This is a genomic window from Dyella sp. (assembly GCF_051954575.1).
Lineage (GTDB): Bacteria > Pseudomonadota > Gammaproteobacteria > Xanthomonadales > Rhodanobacteraceae > Dyella_B.
In genome coordinates, this window is sequence record NZ_JBQCHP010000105.1 from 1 (window position 1) to 16,221 (window position 16,221).

At 58.9% G+C, this 16,221-nt stretch carries 15 protein-coding genes; 3 read left to right on the forward strand and 12 right to left on the reverse strand.

What is annotated here, in order from left to right; all coding sequences use genetic code 11:
* The 3 genes from ACTHNE_RS14250 to ACTHNE_RS14260 form a co-directional block, all read right to left on the reverse strand.
* The coding region (locus ACTHNE_RS14250) for a FecR family protein (RefSeq protein WP_440269600.1) at positions 1-891 on the reverse strand (891 nt) is incomplete at its 3' end.
* Positions 884-1,399, reverse strand: coding sequence for an RNA polymerase sigma factor (locus tag ACTHNE_RS14255; RefSeq protein ID WP_324937677.1), 516 nt, complete (start codon positions 1,397-1,399; stop codon positions 884-886). The genes ACTHNE_RS14255 and ACTHNE_RS14250, both read right to left, overlap by 8 nt.
* Before the next feature lie 154 nt (positions 1,400-1,553).
* Positions 1,554-1,907 carry a hypothetical protein gene (locus ACTHNE_RS14260; RefSeq protein ID WP_440269601.1) on the reverse strand — a complete coding sequence of 118 codons (354 nt, stop codon included), beginning with the start codon at positions 1,905-1,907 and terminating at the stop codon, positions 1,554-1,556.
* Positions 1,908-2,054: 147 nt separating this feature from the next.
* Between ACTHNE_RS14260 and ACTHNE_RS14265 the strand changes: the two genes are divergently transcribed.
* Positions 2,055-2,978, forward strand: coding sequence for a M14 family metallopeptidase (locus tag ACTHNE_RS14265; protein ID WP_440269602.1), 924 nt, complete (start codon positions 2,055-2,057; stop codon positions 2,976-2,978).
* Positions 2,979-3,020: 42 nt separating this feature from the next.
* Positions 3,021-4,136: a helix-turn-helix domain-containing protein gene (locus ACTHNE_RS14270; protein WP_440269603.1), complete on the forward strand. Its 1,116-nt coding sequence runs from the start codon at positions 3,021-3,023 to the stop codon at positions 4,134-4,136.
* Between the two features lie 241 nt (positions 4,137-4,377).
* Here ACTHNE_RS14270 and ACTHNE_RS14275 read toward each other — a convergent pair whose 3' ends face one another.
* The 5 genes from ACTHNE_RS14275 to ACTHNE_RS14295 form a co-directional block, all read right to left on the reverse strand.
* Positions 4,378-5,763 (reverse strand): serine hydrolase domain-containing protein, encoded by a 1,386-nt coding sequence (locus tag ACTHNE_RS14275; RefSeq protein WP_440269604.1) that lies wholly within the window; start codon positions 5,761-5,763, stop codon positions 4,378-4,380.
* 247 nt (positions 5,764-6,010) lie between these two features.
* Positions 6,011-6,361 (reverse strand): hypothetical protein, encoded by a 351-nt coding sequence (locus tag ACTHNE_RS14280; RefSeq protein ID WP_440269605.1) that lies wholly within the window; start codon positions 6,359-6,361, stop codon positions 6,011-6,013.
* 23 nt (positions 6,362-6,384) lie between these two features.
* Positions 6,385-6,717: a hypothetical protein gene (locus tag ACTHNE_RS14285; protein WP_440269606.1), complete on the reverse strand. Its 333-nt coding sequence runs from the start codon at positions 6,715-6,717 to the stop codon at positions 6,385-6,387.
* A 6-nt stretch (positions 6,718-6,723) separates the two neighbouring features.
* Positions 6,724-7,113 (reverse strand): hypothetical protein, encoded by a 390-nt coding sequence (locus ACTHNE_RS14290; protein WP_440269607.1) that lies wholly within the window; start codon positions 7,111-7,113, stop codon positions 6,724-6,726.
* Positions 7,083-7,838 (reverse strand): protease pro-enzyme activation domain-containing protein, encoded by a 756-nt coding sequence (locus ACTHNE_RS14295; RefSeq protein WP_440269608.1) that lies wholly within the window; start codon positions 7,836-7,838, stop codon positions 7,083-7,085. Before ACTHNE_RS14295 ends, ACTHNE_RS14290 begins: the two co-directional genes overlap by 31 nt.
* A 1,220-nt stretch (positions 7,839-9,058) precedes the next feature.
* On the opposite strand from ACTHNE_RS14295, the gene ACTHNE_RS14300 reads away from it, so the two are divergent.
* A complete protein-coding gene (locus tag ACTHNE_RS14300; protein WP_324937662.1) occupies positions 9,059-9,307 on the forward strand; it encodes an acyl carrier protein in 249 nt (82 codons plus the stop codon).
* 885 nt (positions 9,308-10,192) lie between these two features.
* Here the strand turns inward: ACTHNE_RS14300 and ACTHNE_RS14305 are convergent.
* The 4 genes from ACTHNE_RS14305 to ACTHNE_RS14320 all read right to left on the reverse strand — a co-directional run bounded on the left by ACTHNE_RS14305 (position 10,193) and on the right by ACTHNE_RS14320 (position 15,874).
* The gene (locus ACTHNE_RS14305) at positions 10,193-10,708 is read right to left on the reverse strand and encodes a hypothetical protein (protein ID WP_440269609.1); all 516 of its coding nucleotides are present in this window, start codon (positions 10,706-10,708) and stop codon (positions 10,193-10,195) included.
* A 212-nt stretch (positions 10,709-10,920) separates the two neighbouring features.
* On the reverse strand, positions 10,921-11,358 hold the full coding sequence (locus ACTHNE_RS14310; protein ID WP_440269610.1) for a hemagglutinin repeat-containing protein: 438 nt from the start codon (positions 11,356-11,358) through the stop codon (positions 10,921-10,923).
* A 146-nt stretch (positions 11,359-11,504) separates the two neighbouring features.
* The gene (locus ACTHNE_RS14315) at positions 11,505-12,014 is read right to left on the reverse strand and encodes an Imm42 family immunity protein (RefSeq protein WP_440269611.1); all 510 of its coding nucleotides are present in this window, start codon (positions 12,012-12,014) and stop codon (positions 11,505-11,507) included.
* A gap of 2 nt (positions 12,015-12,016) precedes the next feature.
* Positions 12,017-15,874 (reverse strand): hemagglutinin repeat-containing protein, encoded by a 3,858-nt coding sequence (locus ACTHNE_RS14320; RefSeq protein WP_440269612.1) that lies wholly within the window; start codon positions 15,872-15,874, stop codon positions 12,017-12,019.
* Between the last annotated feature and the right edge of the window lie 347 nt (positions 15,875-16,221).

Below are 16,221 nucleotides of genomic sequence, written 5' to 3' on the forward strand. Positions count from 1 at the left end.
GGTTTCGCGCTGGAAGCGGATCTCGGTGGGCAGCCAGGCGGTGGCTTGCGGCAGTTGCACCGGATGCACAAGGCCTACACCAGCGGGGCCGAACTGAATCTGTTGACCGGCGGTAAGATCGGCCAGCGCATTGGTGCCCGACGGCGATGCGGCCGAGCCGTTCAATACCCGCACCCGGCCGCTGATCACGGTCAAGGTATCGCCGCTCGCATCGCGCTTCACGTCGAACACCGTGCCGATATCCTGCAGCACGTGGCCGCCGACGTTGACCAGCATCGGCCGCGTCGGGTCCTTGCCGACGTCGAACAAGGCATGGCCGCGGATCACATCGATACGCCGATAGTGGCTGTCGAAATGCACGTCGATCGCGCTATGCCGGTCCAGCTGCACCAGCGTGCCGTCGGCGAGCTTCAGCGAACGGACCTTGCCGGCATCGGCATCCTCGTTCTGTGTGACGTACTGTGTGGACGGCATCCCGGACGTGCGCCAATGCGCCATGCCCAGCCAGCCCGTCACCAGCATCGCAGCCACACCAGCCACCGCTGCAAGCCACCGTCCGGCGCGCTTATCGCGCAGAGCTTGCGCATCGCGTTCGTGCGGCACCGCAGGTGCGGCGCGCGGAAACATCACGATGGGATTGTCGCGCCGGGCCTGCTCTGCCAGTTCCGCTGCGGAAAGTTTTTCCAGCGCCGCGGCGGCCTTGAGATCGCCATGCATCTGCGCCACCGCGAAGTATTCGGCGACGTGCTTGGGCGATGCGCGCAGCCAATGCAGGAACGCCACGCGCTGACGCTCGCTGAGCGGTTCCTGCTGCTCGATATACCAGGCCACCGCCTGCTCGGTGATGCGCCGCGCCTGGCGCGCCGCGTCGAAGTGGATCGGTTCACTCATACTCGGCCATCCTCTGCCGGCAAGCCGCCAGTCCTTTCACGATGTATTTCTTCACCATGTGGGTGGAGATCGACATGCGTTCGGCGATCTCGCGGTAGGTCAAGTCATCGCGGTAATGCATGATCAGCACCGCCTTGCACTTGGGCGAAAGCCGATCGATCAGCGCACCCAATCGTTTCTGCCGCGATTCGCTGTCCATGTCCGCTTCCACGTTGGCTGGCGCGACAAGATGCTCCACCACCTGTTCCAGCTCGTCGCTTCCCAACGGCTGATGCTGGCGCAGCACCGCATGCTCCTTGACCAGGTTGGCGGCCACGGTGAACAGGTACGCTTCCGGACTGCGGATATTGGCCGCATCGGCCGGCTCGATGCGCAGGAGGCGCAGGTAGACCTCCTGCACCAGATCCTGCGCATCCCAACGGTGCGCAACGCGACGAAGAAAATAGTTGCTCAACGTCGCGCGCTTTTCCGCGAACAACGTCGACCATGCCGCATGCTTCTCGCGCACCGCGCCTCCTCCGAGCGTATTCGCCGAAACAGGCTACCGTGCCCACCTGGGTGCAGAGCGTAGGGTTTGCTTGTGACGATTTGGTGAAGACGCTGAGCCCTGGTCAACGCCGGGCCCGGCGTCGCTGCAGATCAGGGCGGGTAAGCCGCAATCATCAGCCCGGTATCGGCAGGCACTCCATGATTTCGATCGAATCCCCAGGAAACACCGTGAAATGCGGATGGTTCTCGAACAACTTCGCCGCCGCTTCCTGCGAAGGCGCGTGCACCACGGTAAAGCCGGCCAGATCATTGCGGGTCTTCTCCACACCGTTTTTGGACGTCCGTAAGGTCTTGCCCAGCGGCGCGCCTACCTCGACGATCGAATCCTTGTGGTCATCGACCCATTTCTTCCAGGCTTGGATACCTGTTCTTTCACGTTCCTGACGTTCCGCGTCGCTCAGCGCGCTCCATCCGGACGCATGCATGGATTCCTCGGTACCAATATAGACAGCCAAAAACCTTTTCATCGTTCGCTCCAGGACCGTTCGGGAAATGTCGTACTCGGACGCGACCGCAGCTTTGCGGGAGCGTCCTCATGGCAGCGACGAACGGCCAGCCGCGGAATCGACAGTGCTACATTACGGCGCTCCACAACCCCCGGAGCAGGCCAGGCCATGACCATTCCCGCCCATTACCCGATCGGCACACCCGGTGTAGCGTGGGGGCCGGCGGAGGTTGCGACATGGCTGGCCAGGCAGAATCGCCATCGCAGTTACCGGGAAGACGTGCTGAGCGTGGTCGACGCATTGCGCGCCCGCTACGAAGTGGTGGAATACGGCCAGCTGGATTACCCGCCGGAAAGCTACCCGCTGCTGGCCATCAAGAGCCGACCCTGGCGGGACGATCTGCCCTGCGTGCTGGTCACCGGCGGCGTACATGGCTACGAGACCAGCGGCGTGCACGGTGCGTTGCGTTTCGCCCGGCAGCATGCTTCCGCGTACGAAGGCCGCGCCAACCTGGTCATTGCACCATGCGTCAGCCCATGGGCGTATGAGCGCATCCATCGCTGGAACCCGCAGGCCTTGGATCCGAACCGTTCCTTTCGCGAAAACAGTCCGGCGCAGGAATCGGCCGCATTGCTGCGCCTGGTGGCCGATTTCCGCGAGCGTGTGCTGATGCACATCGACCTGCACGAAACCACCGACACCGACGAATCCGAATTCCGCCCCGCCTTGGCGGCGCGCGATGGCATCGCGTACGAGCCGGGCGAAGTGCCGGACGGTTTCTATTTGGTGGACGACAGCGAGAATCCGCAGCCGGCGTTCCAGCAGGCCGTGATCGCCGCGGTGGCCAAGGTCACGCATATCGCGCCGGCCGACCGCAACGGCCAGATCATCGGCTCGCCCGTGGTGGCGCCGGGCGTGATCGAGTATCCGATGCGCAAGCTGGGGCTTTGTGCGGGCATCACCTCCGCGCGCTTTACGACCACCACCGAGGTGTATCCGGACAGCCCGCGCGCCACGCCGGAGCAGTGCATTGCCGCGCAGGTGGCGGCCGTGTGCGCGGCGATCGATTTTGCGTTGGCACACGCTGGATGACGATCGTCTGCAGCGAGTGATGCTTCTGCGCACTGACCGGCCATGACGTTCTGGACCTTCATCTATATCGCTGGCGCACTGCAGGCGGTGTTGCTGGCCACGACCTTGTGGCGTCAATCCGCAAACCGTTCGGCCAATCGCCTGCTGGCCGTATGGGTGGCGTTGAGTGGTGTGGACCTGGCGGTGAAGGCGCTGTATTGGCATCTGCTGTCGCCGGAATGGTTTCGCGTGTATCGCTTCGTCGCCTTGTTTCCGTTTTTGTACGGCAGCCTGTTTTATCTGTACGTGAGAGCGCTGGTGAACATGCGCGGCTTCCGGCCGCGCGATGTGATCCACCTGGCCGGCTTCCTGGTCATGCTGGTGCTCAACGGTTACGTACTGGTGGCGAGCGAAGCACGCATCGCGGCGCTGTCCGCGCGCTGGATCGCCGGTGAGCGTGGCATCGGCGCCTGGTTCGACGGGCCGTTGTTTCTGTACAGCCTCAGCTATGTAATGGCGGCGTTGAGACTGATGCATGGCTATCGTCGCCGGCTGCGCGAGCAGCGCGCGGATGCGGATCGTCTTTCCTTGCGCTGGATCGATGCGCTCGCTGCGTGCCAGATTGCGATCTGGAGCCTGGCCATAGTGCAGGCGCTGGTGTATCTGCCGCTGTTCAATTACGGCTTGTTGTTCGGCCTGGTCGCCGCGTGGGTGTTCGTGGTGGGCTGGTTCAGCCTGGGACAGCCGCCGGTGCAGGCCGCGCCACCGGAACCTGTCGCGCAAAGCGAGCGCGAGCCGAATGCGGCCAACGATGCGGCGCGCTACGCGGACGTGGAAGTGCGCCTGGCGCAGCTGATGAGCGGCGAGGCGCCGCTGTATCTGGAGCCGGCGTTGACGATTGCGCAGGTGGCCAAGCGCAGCGGTTATCCGGAATATCTCGTTTCGGCGGTGATCAATCGGCGCCTGGGCGGCAGCTTCTGCGATTACATCAATCGCCTGCGCGTGGAGGCGGCGCGTGCGCGGTTGGCGGATCCGGACGAGTCGCGCACCATCCTGGATATCGCGTACGCGTGTGGGTTTACTTCCAAGTCGACCTTCAATGCGGCGTTCAAGCGGCAGGTGGGTGATACGCCGAGCAGCTATCGCAAGCAGTGTGCGGATGCTGCGCCTGTTGGTTGAAGCAGCCCTCTTTCTCCGGCCTGATTAGCGCCGAATCTCAACTGTGCGAATGACGGCTCCCTCCCCTGCTCGCAGGGGAGGGTCGGGGGTGGGGTCGGCCGAGCTTGCTGCATGGTTGAAATGCATCGCGAGGTTGCTTCACCCCACCCTAGCCCTCCCCTACTGCACGTAGGGGAGGGGACACATTGCGGCAAGCTCAGATTCGGCGCCAATCAGGCCGACGGGAGAGAGATTCACTCAGTCAGTTTTCTGCAAGCTCACGCTTTGCGCGCAACGCTGCAATGATCGCGGCCGTCGCATCGCCAATACCCGTACCACCACCCTGCACACTCAACCCCAGACGCACCACAACGAGATGCTCGGACGGCACGATGATCACGTACTGCCCGAACGCCCCGCGCGCGTAGAACATGTCCTTCGGCAACTGCGGCATGCCCCAGGGCGCATCCCACACCGGCACGCTTCCGGTGTTCACCAGGTTGGTCCAGAAGCCCGCGCCGTAGCCAGTGTTCAACGTTTGCGAACGCGAATACGCGGCCCAGCCTTGCGGCAGGATGCGCTTGCCGTCCACCACGCCGTCATCCAGGTACAGCTGGCCGAAACGCGCCAGGTCGCGCGCGGAGGCATACATGAAACCGGAGCCGAGCAAGGTGCCGCTGGCATCGGTTTCGATCAGCGAATGATGCATGCCCAGCGGCTCGAACAGTTCCCTGTGCGCAAACTGCTCCGCACCGCCATTCCCCGCGGCATGGCCGACCAGCTTCGACAGCAGCGCATAGCCGAGATTGCTGTAGCCCCACGCGGTACCGGGGGCATGCGCCAGTGGTATGCGCGCCGCATAGGCAGCCGTGTCGGCCTCGCGGAACCACATATGCGTACTGGGGCTGACCGGGCCTTCGGTTTCATCGAACGGCAAGCCGCTGTCCATGCGCAGCAGTTGGTCTACGGTGACGGCGTGACGCGGATACGTGGACGACGCCCAGGCGGCGATCGGCGCGGGCTGATCCAGGCGCAGCAGGCCTTGTTGTACGAGGATGCCGATCAATGCCTGCGTCACCGACTTAGTGACCGAATGCACCCAGATTGGCGTCTCCGGTCCGTAACCGGGTGCGTAGCGCTCGGCGATCAAGTGGCCATCGTGCAGCACCACCACTGCCTTGGTCAGCCGCGGGTGAGTCGGGTCCGGTTCGGCGAAGGCAAGGTCGAGCGCCTTGCGCAGCGCGGGATCGGATGGGGTATTGAGCTGCGGACCGTAGGCATCCGGCGCGGGCCGCTCGTCAGTGCTTGCCGTGGCGGGGATCGGATCGTCACCCAACGCGGGCGTGCACCCCAGCCCTTCGCGGTACACCGAGCGGGCACGGAACAGGATCAATGCGCTGCTACGTACCTCGCGGCGCGAGCGGTCCAGCGTATAACGCACCGCCCAGGCGATGCCGCTCATCAGCGGTCGCTGTTCCTCCTCGAAGATCCGGTCGGGATCCACCTGCGACACGAAGGCCGCCGCACACAGCGACTGGCTGACCGAACCGGCGGCGATATGCAGCGCCTCCCGATTCAGCCATACAAAGGCGCAAGCAGCGAGCGCCAGGGCAAGCAGGCTCAACAACAGGTAATGCGTGCGTTTCATGGCTGGAGCTCCTGGGAAAGGTCCGCAGGATGCGGGTGCGAAGCCGCTGAATCGTCCGCTCCGGCGGATTCGTACGGCCGTACCGGGAATCCGGACGCCCGTTTTGCCTTTCACCGGCCTTGGTCAGCCCGCCAGCAGCATGAGGGCGAGCATGGTCGTGTGGTCTCGCCGCCAATGAAACATGATGCCCGCTGGCAGCTTCGCCCGGGCCGGGCATCATGTTTCGGTCAAAGGTGAAACCTAAGGCTTACCAATATTTGGTGATGTAGCTGTCGAACGGACTGATGTCCAGGCTGCCCCAGCCGGTGGTGTTGTCGTAGCCCACCTTGGCGTTGTAGCCGTGGCCCAGGTAACCGTTGTTGCCCACGGTTACGTCGTGCAAGGGCGCCTTGTGCTTGTTGAAGCGGACGTACATGTCTTTCGCCGGCATGCCGAGCTTGTTGTTGTGCGCCGATTCCATGCGCGCCCACACACCCGTGAACAGGGGCGCAGCCAGGCTGGTGCCGCCGATGGGTTCGGCCTGGCCTTGCACAAAGATGAGAGCGCCGGTGCTCAACGCCGCGTCGAACGACACGTCCGGCACTTGGCGCTTGGTCACGTCCGCACCAGCACGTGGCTCTGCTACCAGGGCGCATCTTCGAACAGGCTCGCACCACCGGTGCTGGCCCACAGCCTTTGGTTGAAATCGCCGTTGGCCTCATCCACCGGACTAAAGCCTTCGTTCCACACCGTTTCGCCGGCCCAGGTCTTGCTGCCGATGGTCTTGAGCATGGTACCGCCCACCGCGATCACGTAGGGCGACGTGGCCGGCTCGCCAACCGAGTAATGCGTAAGATCGATCTGCACCACGCCATTGCTGTCGGCGACGTAGGCTTGCGACCCTTCGATCGGATCGGTGGACCAGCCATACACACCTTCGTCGCCGGATGCGATGGAGAACGTCTGCCCTTGCAACAGCGCCTATAGGAAGACCTTGTCGTTCGCGGCCTGGCTGCCGTCATTGTGCGCCGCCGTTTCATCGACGCCCAGAGAGACGTTGATCACCTTGGCGACGTTCTCGGTCACCGCTTTGTGATACGCGGCGGTCAGCGTTGCGGTCGTCAGTCCACTGTCCTGGCTGTCGCCGTTGACTGCGGAATAGAACACCAGCTGTTTCACACCGCCGGAGATACCGACGATGCTTTGACTGTCGAGATTCCACTCGACAAAACTGTTGTGATCGTCCGCAAGCGTGCCGGTGCTGGCCGGCACAACGCGCGTATTCACGGCAGGCAGGTTGTTGGCCTTCGTGAAGGTACTGAGATCGGCAAGCGTCTGGCTTACGTCACCATAAGTGATGATACCGACCACTGTCTTGGACGCCGTCGGCGTAGTGCCCGCTCATAGATGGACGCAAAATCGGTGGGATTGTGGGGCGTTTCAGCGGGAGCCGCGGCGGTCGTGGACTTGATGGATGCACGGTGCATCAAAGTGTGCGGCTTGGCGTAATCCTGCAGGCCCACCACGCTGTCCACCACATCGCCCAGCACGGCCGGCACGGCCACGTCGGCGGCGTTGGCATAGTGCCGCTCGTTCTTGAGCACGAAGGTTTTCATCTGTGCGTGGAATGCGGCGTTTACGGTGGTGGCGCTGCCGTCAGCCGATACCAGCATGTTGTTCGGCGCCACCTCGATGTTGCGGAAACCGTTGGCGGTCAGGTGGACGACGACGGCCTTCACCTGATCGTCTGTGGGCGCAAAGCGGGCCTTGAACTGCTCGGGCGTGAGGAACTGCTGGTAGTGCGGGCTATGCCGGTCATACAGGTCTTTGAGCAAGGTCTCGAGCTCGGTCACGTTCCTGAGATTGAGGCTCACGGAAACATGCAGGGGCTTGCTCAGCTCCAGCGGCGCGATCTGGGAGGCCTGCACGAGAGGATGATGCGTCATGGCCAGCGTAAACGAGTGGCTGCCGGCACCTTGCAGCCCGGCATGCGTGCGCGTGGCAACCCAGGCATCCTGCGCCTGCGCCGTCATGCACAGCGATAGCGCTAATGGCAGCACGAGCTTGTGGTATGTGGAAATGCAGCTCTTTTTCATCGGAATTTCCCCGTAGTTATTAAAGGGCAAAACGGCCCGTCTGAGGTCGCAAAACCCCAGGGTTTGTGGATGGAGATGAACTGCTCGATGAGGGTGGTAAAACCGTGCAGCTACTGCTTGTTCCACACCTTCCCCTCGCTGCGAGCCAAGGCTCACACACGCAGGAGCTCCCCTGAAGACTTTATTTGCCTGCATTCAACGCCATCGACTCGACAATGGCCATGAGATCGGCCTTTCTGGTCCCGAATGTTGATCAAGATCACAAAAAAAACAGGGACAGGTTTAATGGTGAAAAACACAATTTATTTTTCATCTGTTCTTTATTCCACGGGATATACAAATCAAAACTCACAGAGCCGACGTTTTCCGTCCGATTGCTCTGTACTCCAAGATGACATCCGTGTGCCTCTGCATTCGTTAGAGGGAAAAAGTTATGTATAAAAGCAATCTGTGTGCTTGCGCCATGCTTATGTATCTTTTCGCGTCAACCATGTTTAGTGCGGCGCAAGCCAGGCCAATAAACTCAATACGTCATAACACGGACAGCCAAACAGGCCAGCACACGCAGTTGTCCGAAGGCATCGATGGAGGTCATGGTCCTTCATCAGAAAACGTCTCATATAGAGCATTACACGCGGGCGACGCCCTTTGCGCGGTACGCGGTTCTTCCTACTACAACTGTCTTCACGGTGCTCCGTCTAATCCCTATTCGCGTGGCTGTTCAGCCATTACGTCATGCAGAGGATGAGGCTGTCTATGAAGCGCATAAAATGGAAAGGCACGGCAAGGAATCTGATTTTTATGCACGGAGTCCCTTGCGGTGCACAGCTCCGCCCACCTCGATAAAGACTGCTCGATGAATTTTCACGCTTTCTAGAGGCGCGCACCTTCTGAAATGAAGCATTCGAAGCGAATGCGGCGCCGGCGCAAGCTCCTGGCGAAGGAGAAGCTCATGCAATGGTCAACAACGGACGTCTTACGCTGCGTGCGCCAGGCACCGACCTCGACAAGATCATCCATATAAGCAGCTTCAATAATTCAAATAAGCATTGCACGCGCGACTTTTTGATTTTGTCACAGCGGGAGTAAACCTAAACATTTAGCACGATGGTCTCTTGCGTGCCATGCACTTCCCAGGATGGCAAAAAGGGTAAATCAGTGCTTCGTTCTTTCTTCAGCGAATCTTCCACTAAAACAAATTCTTTGCAAAGGAGAATGCCATGTCTACAGATATTGAACAGAAAATCATAACCATCGTATGCGACCAGATGGCAGCATCCCCTGAACAAAGAAAGAACATCACACGTCAAACAAAGCTAGTTGCCCTCGGCGCAGAAGATATTGATTTGACTGAGATAGCTATGAGGCTGGAAGAGGAATTCACAATTACGCTTGATGACTCAAAGAAAGCTGTGACAATTGGCGATTTTGTCGATGCCGTCAAGGAAAAACTGGATGCGAAACGCTGAATAGCCCTTACTATTGCCGTAGCGCTGTAATTCCTGGATAAACGAAGTGCCCATACAACACGGCCAAGCCGTTGAACTCGACGTAACATCGCGCAATAAATTCACGATTGTGCGTACAAACTTGTAGTAATTGGCGCTCGAGAATTTGGGCATCGATTACCGCAGGTTTTGTGCGCCAGAGCGATGTCTCCAGTCATATTCAAGCGCCCACTCCTTCAAAGCGGAGGACGTGGAGTCCGCCCTTTGTGGCCTAGCAATCAGGGAAAGAAAATGGAGTACCGAGGTCCTTGTCATTTGCCCAAGCCGCGAGCTTACGTCCAAGAGCATTAATGCTCGCGACCTCGAGCTCACCGCTGAAGGAACATGAGGCGCGAATTTGTGGCGCACCGTTCCTTTGAGTTATGACTTCAAGCGCAGAGTGTCCAAGATTGTCGATTGCATAAGCGCGAAGACGAACCCAGCAATACGAGCCCTCGTCAGGTGAGCCAACCTCAAACACGCAGTCCTGTCCAAACCTGCCAGAGAAGTCAGCCATGGCATCACCGAATGCCGTTAGCTGATACGGGTAGGTATAAAAATTTATTCGACACGAATAGCCGGATGACGAGGCAGATAAGTCCAGCTCCAACATTCCGTCATAGTCCATCCAAATTTTTGATAAGCGAAGTTGCATGAGCTGGCTACTAATGCTGGAGTTAAGTCAAAAGCGGTATGCGCGTCCGCTTACCCGTCCCGCGCATCGGCCTGCCTGGAAGTAAACCTCATCCCGTTTGGCGTTTTGAAAAAACATAACATGGTCGACGGTGGTGCTGTGAAACGTGGGGAAAACCTCAGACTCTGACCCATGTTTCTGCCTGTTTCTGACCCCTGTTTCTTGCATGAAATCTAGTATTTGATGGGGATCAGCACTCCGGCGTCCCAGGGCACGCCGCACTCCAAAAAAATCGTTGATACCTCGTTATTAAAATTCGCAAGTGCATCTTCTTTTTGCAGCCCAATATTCGATGGAAAGTGCTCAGCTATTAATGCCTCGCCTTTTTTTGTGCAACAGATTTGCGGTTCCAACCAAATGCCCATATCGAGATTGTGCTTCTTTCGGCCGGGGCTATCGCTAGAGAACTTCTTGTATTGATCGACCCGGGCCAATTCTTCCACAAATGACTCAATGCTAGAGAATCCTTGCTCTTGCAACCAATCGCCTGGAACGAAAGTGATCAAATCGCATTTCAAACAACGGTAAATCATATCTATAGCAAGTTGTTGCGCTGCGCGTGAGTGCATCGGGTAGTCATGCGCGTCAACTCCGTCAAATCCAAAGAAATTGACTGGCATTTCACTCATAACGAGAGTTTGAAGGATTTCTACCAATCGAACGGCTATCTGTCGTGGCACAGTGTTCAAGGTTGGCCTCCGGGTCCAGTTGAGCCAGTTTGTGGGAATTTTAGTTCCAGAGTGTTATTCGGCCCGCCATTTAGCAGGTTTATTTGCGATAAGGGGCTGCGATAAGGGGCCGGAGGTAATTAAGGCTGGTTAATTTCCTCCGGCCCTGAGGTTTCAAGGATTAATTGAGATCAGGCGTCTACGGTGAGCCTCCCGCTTCGGCGGCAGGCTGTCTAAGGGTCTTCGCCGCGTCGCAAGCAGCCATAGATGCCAAAGCCATCCGTACCGAACTGCACCCCGATACCGCCGCTGGCATTCTTGCTGCTGCTTTGCAGCGTGTGATTTTCGCCCTGGCTAAGCAGGTTCAGATCATGTGCGGCCGACAGATCGACGTTCTGTCCCTTGATCTGGCTGCCGATGACGTTCAGATCGCCAGCAGTAGCTGCATTGGTCACGTCACCCGCACTGCGGATCGTGCTGCCGTAGGTTTGCTCATCGTGGGTCGTGGTGGTACCGTGACTGCTGCTTGCACCGATGCCCACATGTACGTTGACGCTGTCGCCGCTACCTTGGCCGCCGCCGTTGGCGAGCGACGAAGCACCCTGGTAAGCGTCGTAGGCTTGATACGCTGCCTGGGCAGCGTACAGCGCCTTCAGGCGCGGATCGCTCACCTGGCTGCTACGTTGCCCCGAATTGGGAAATAGCACTGAGTAAGTGCCATTCCAATCTGACCCTCTTACTCCATCCCGTTACTCCGGCGGGTAGGAACCGAGAACAAGTAGCACGTGCGTGAGTGGTGCTGGTTTGCGGACTTTCTTCAATCACCATGCGCACTATATGCGTCATCGATATATGCATGGGCCTCGGAAAATATCTTGTCAAACTCATCGTACTCGAGATTAATCGCGCTCAATTTCGAAGTATTTTCGTTAAAATATAATAATCTCGTATCATTAGCGCCATCGACCAAAAATATCCTCCAAGAGTCGAATATGTCGACCGGAATACACACATCAAACCTAGCTGGCATTAAATCGTCTTTAACGTATCGAAATATCTCATCATCACCTTCGTTAAGAGCGCTAAATATCAGGTGAAACATCTTTTCGTTCGAGAGATTTAAAAGATCGGGGGAAAATCTCTTTCCCCGGTCGCCGATGATGTACTTCATTTGAAAAAGTACATCTCTAAGCGACGTCCCTGAATTATAGTCACCCACCATTTCGCCAGCTATCCAATAGCAGAATCGGCCAAACAGCCATGATCCGCCATGATTCTCATCCAGCTCGACGGCTATTCCAAACCTTGTTTTGTGACCAAATTCCATAACTATTTTCCTAGGAGCTTCAGCACTTCATTAGGTACTTTCGATGCAGGGACTGTCCCGCTGAAATGTACGGTGCCCGCATTATCCGAGAAGTACCTGTAGTAGCCACCCTCTCCTTTTGCATACCATGTACCCATGCCGCCGCGAATAGCTCCGTCTTCATAGGCGCTAAGAGCATCTGCTGGTTCCGGAGTTTTGCTCGGATTATAGAGTGAGCTTGTCGTGTCGTGTGCTGGATTGCTCTGATATGGCGGTTTTATACGATCCTGTACGGCCGAAGGATTATATGGGCTATCTTTTAAGGCCGGACTTGGTGTATCCGACAAGTTAGCCCCTTGTGCTCCGTCCAACGCTGGATCAGCTATCTGCTTCGCTTGTTGCTCACCTGTCTTTAGCGCATCCCCAGCTGCACTAGCCGCCTCCCCTGCCGCCTTGCCATCTTTGATCGCCGTTCTAATTATCGTCGCCGCCTTACCTACAGCTTTACCAACACCTGCCGTCGCGACGTTGATGGCGATTTCCTTACCTGCTTCCTTGGCCGCATCGCCATAGCGACCGCGATACGCCAACTCGCCCGCGGTTGCCACACCACCAAACGGCGTGCCATAGCCGATCATGTCGCGCAGCGTTTGATTACCTTGCCAATTTGCGTATCGGTCGGCGTAGGCAGGAAGCTGGTTACTGTAGTAGTCCTGTCGTGCCATCGTCGCCAAATAGCTGTCTGGCAGGCCGGTCGCCTGCTCGACCCACGCGCGTGCTTGCGGATCGTTGTAGAGCGCATTCGCAAACAGACTCGGGCTCTGACGTTCGTTATTATCTGCGCTCGACAGATCGAGGGCTTGTCCTGTTTGGGGGTCGAGATAACCGGACGACTTGCCGGTGAGGAACGCTGCCGCTGCTGCGTCGTTCGGCTTGCCTTGCGCAGCCTGTGCCTGATCGTAAGTGGCATCCTGATCGCGATAGGACTGATAAATCAGCCTATTGCGCGCCTCGTCCACACTGATGCAGTTGCCGGCGGCGCATTGCTGATCCGCGAACGCCTGTGCGGCCTTATCGAGACGATGCACGTATTCGGGATGCAGCGTGCGGTTGTATAGATCACCTTGCAATGCCGTGGCCGCGCCTGTCCCACCGCCCACTGCACCACCGATTGCAACACTAGCCAGCTGCATCAGCGTGTTGCGCTGAGCCGGGTCGGTGATGTTGTGATCGTCCAGGTATTGCTGCATGGCAGCGCTGGCTTTCTCACTTGCCATGGCCCCCAAGGCGCCTTGGAGCGCGTTGCCACCACCCAATGCCGCCGTCGCTGCGCCCACAAGGCCATGCAACATGGTCTTATTGATTCCCCCATCATTCCACGCTGCTCTGTCAGCGTCGTTCGTAGCTTGGCTGGCCATGTATTGGGCGATATCACCCGCCGCCCGCATGCCGACTTGGCCCGCCACCTGACCCAGCTCCATATTTTCCTGCACCTTCTGTGCATCGAAGATGGGTTTGAGCGCCTCCTTGCCTAGCGTCGGGTTGCGATCAAGGCCACTCAAGTCAGTCTTGCCATCTCGCACATTTATTGTGCCTTGGGCAATGCCTGATTGCGTCTCGCTACTGCTATTGCCATGTTGTGGTGTGGCCAGCGATAGAGCGGTGCCTACGCCGCTCAAAATGTTGCCTGCCATGCTGCTGCCGGCGCCGTAGCCGCCACTGATGCCCACGCTGCTGGCACTGTAACGGGCTTCGTTGTGAATGCTTTCGTAGGTCAGGCTGCCGGTGTCAAGGATGTTCTTCCTGGCATCAGCCGTGCTGGCAATGACACCGCCGATCAGGTGTGTGTTACCACCTACCGCGATATCGAAGCCTCCGTTGCCCGCACTGATGCCGCTGACGTCATTGACGCTCTGATAATGACTGTTGACCTTGCTCTGGTTGTAACTAAGGCTGCCGCCGCTACTGTAGCCGATGACCATTTTGCCGCTCAGCTGTTGCTGTTTGCTGGCGTAGTCGTTGGTGTCCTGCTCGCTCTGGATGAGGAGATTGTTGCCGACCGTGCCTATGACGGTATTGCCGGTAAGCTGCGCGCCTTTGATGGTCGCATCGTTACCGCTAACCAAAGTCAGCGTGTCAGTGGCGTTGACGGTGCTGATGGCATGGGTAGTACCGTTGCCATGAGCGCTGCCTTTACCCACAGAAGCTTGGGCGTAGAAGCCGACACCATCGCTGCCGATCTGGATACCTACGCCGCCGCTTGCATTCTTGTTGCTGTTGTGAAGAGTGTGATTCTCGGCTTGGCTGAGCAGGTTGAGGTTGTTCGCAGCGGCCAGCGCCACGTTTTGGCCGTCGATCTGGCTGCCTACGATGTTGAGGTCACCACCGGTGGCCACGATGTTGACATCGCCTGCGCTTCGAATGTGACTACCGTAAGCCTTATCGTCATGCGAGGTAATGGTGCTGCTGGCGCTGCTGCCACCGATACCTACCTGCAAGTTGATGCCGCCGGGATTGTTCTCGCTGGCCGCCTGACCGAGTGAGGTGCCCGCCATGCCCACTGCGTCTTTGGCGGAATAGGCGGCCTGCGCTGCATACAAGGCCTTCAAGCGATCATCCTTGACCTCGCTGGCGCGTTGAACGCTGTAGTACGTGCTGTTGGCGGCGTCAGCGACCTTGCCGCCGAAGCCCACATTGATCCCGGCGCTGCTCTGCTTTTGCGTCTGCGTCACATCCTGACTGCCCACCGCCGCATCGATGGTGACGTTCTTGCCAACAATCGTCGTCGCCGTTTGGCTCAACACGTCGCTGCCAGTGATGTGCACGTTGTTGCCCGCGGTCAAGGTGACTGCACCGTTGGTGCTGCCCACCAAGCTGCCGGTATAGCTCACTTCCTTGTCCGTGGTCGTAGTCTTCTGCGACTTGTTACCAATCAACACGCTGAAGCCACCGCCGTTCATCAGGCCGGTATGGCTGGTACCGCTGCTTTGGGTTTCGGTGTAAATGTCCTGGCCGGCATTGAGCGTGAGGTCGTGACCGGCCGCCAGCGTGACGTCATGCGTGCCGGCGATCTGCACCGCGGTGCCGGTGAGGTCGTGGCCCGCCGCAACGGTCACCGTATCGCCAGAGAGCGTGCTGCCGATGCTGGTGGTCTGGTTGATCGTGGTGCTGCTTTGGTTGCTGCGCCATTCCGGATCGACCGAGCCGAAGCGTTTGCTGCTGTCGCTGAAGAAGTTGAAGCTGCTGTGCTGGTAGTCGTGTTCTTCGGTGTGCGTGTCCTGGCCGGCGCCCAAGGTGACGTTGTTGACGGCGCTCAAGCTCAGCGCGTTGTTGGCGGTGAGTTGCGCGGCTTGTGTGGCGAGATTGTTGCCCGCGGCCAGCGTCACGTTGTTACCATTGATGGCGGTGCCGATGGCGTAGGTGTCGCTGGTGGCGTCGTGGGTTTTTGTGCTGTCGCTGGAGAACAGGCCGCTATGGTGCGTGCTGGTATCGCGGTAGCTGCTGTGGGTCTCGTCCGCCGCAGTGAGCGTGAGGTTGTTGCCCGCGGCCAGGGCCACGTTACCGTTCGTGCTGCTGAGGTTGCCGGCGGTGACGGTAAGGTCGTGGTTGGCCGCGATGCTCACGCCGTGGCTGCCGGCGATGGTGGTGCCGCGCACGGTCTGGTCGGTTTGGCCGGTGCTGACGTCGGTGTGGTTCTGGAAATGATCGGTGCTGCGCGTGGTGCTGTCGGTGACGGCTTGCAGGGTGACGTCGTGGCCCGCGCCCAGGGTCACCGTGCTGCCGCTGAGCTGTGCGGCCTGGCTGGTGAGATTCTGCCCGGCGATCAGGGTGACGGCACCGCCCGCCTGCACGGTGCTGACCGTGTGCGTGAGGCTGTCCACGCCGTTGCGCAGCGTGCCGGTGTGCGTGGTGGTGCCGGTGGCGAGCAGGTCGAGGTTGCGGCCGGCGAGCAGTTGCGCGTTGCCGCCGGCGCTGATCGCCCGATAAGGGGCCGGAGGTAATTAAGGCTTGTTAATTCCCTCCGGCCCGTTTTCGTGGTGAAAAACACTTCTTGCAGTGACTGAAAGCGCCCGTTCCCGCTGGAATAACGCCGATTCTGATCACGGACGCAGGCTTCCGTAATCCGTAGTTTCGTGCCGTGGAGACCATGGGGTGGTATTGGCTAGGTCGCGTGCGCCATCGCACCTTTTTTATACGCCCAGGCGCGACTAAACAGCAGGACGTGTGG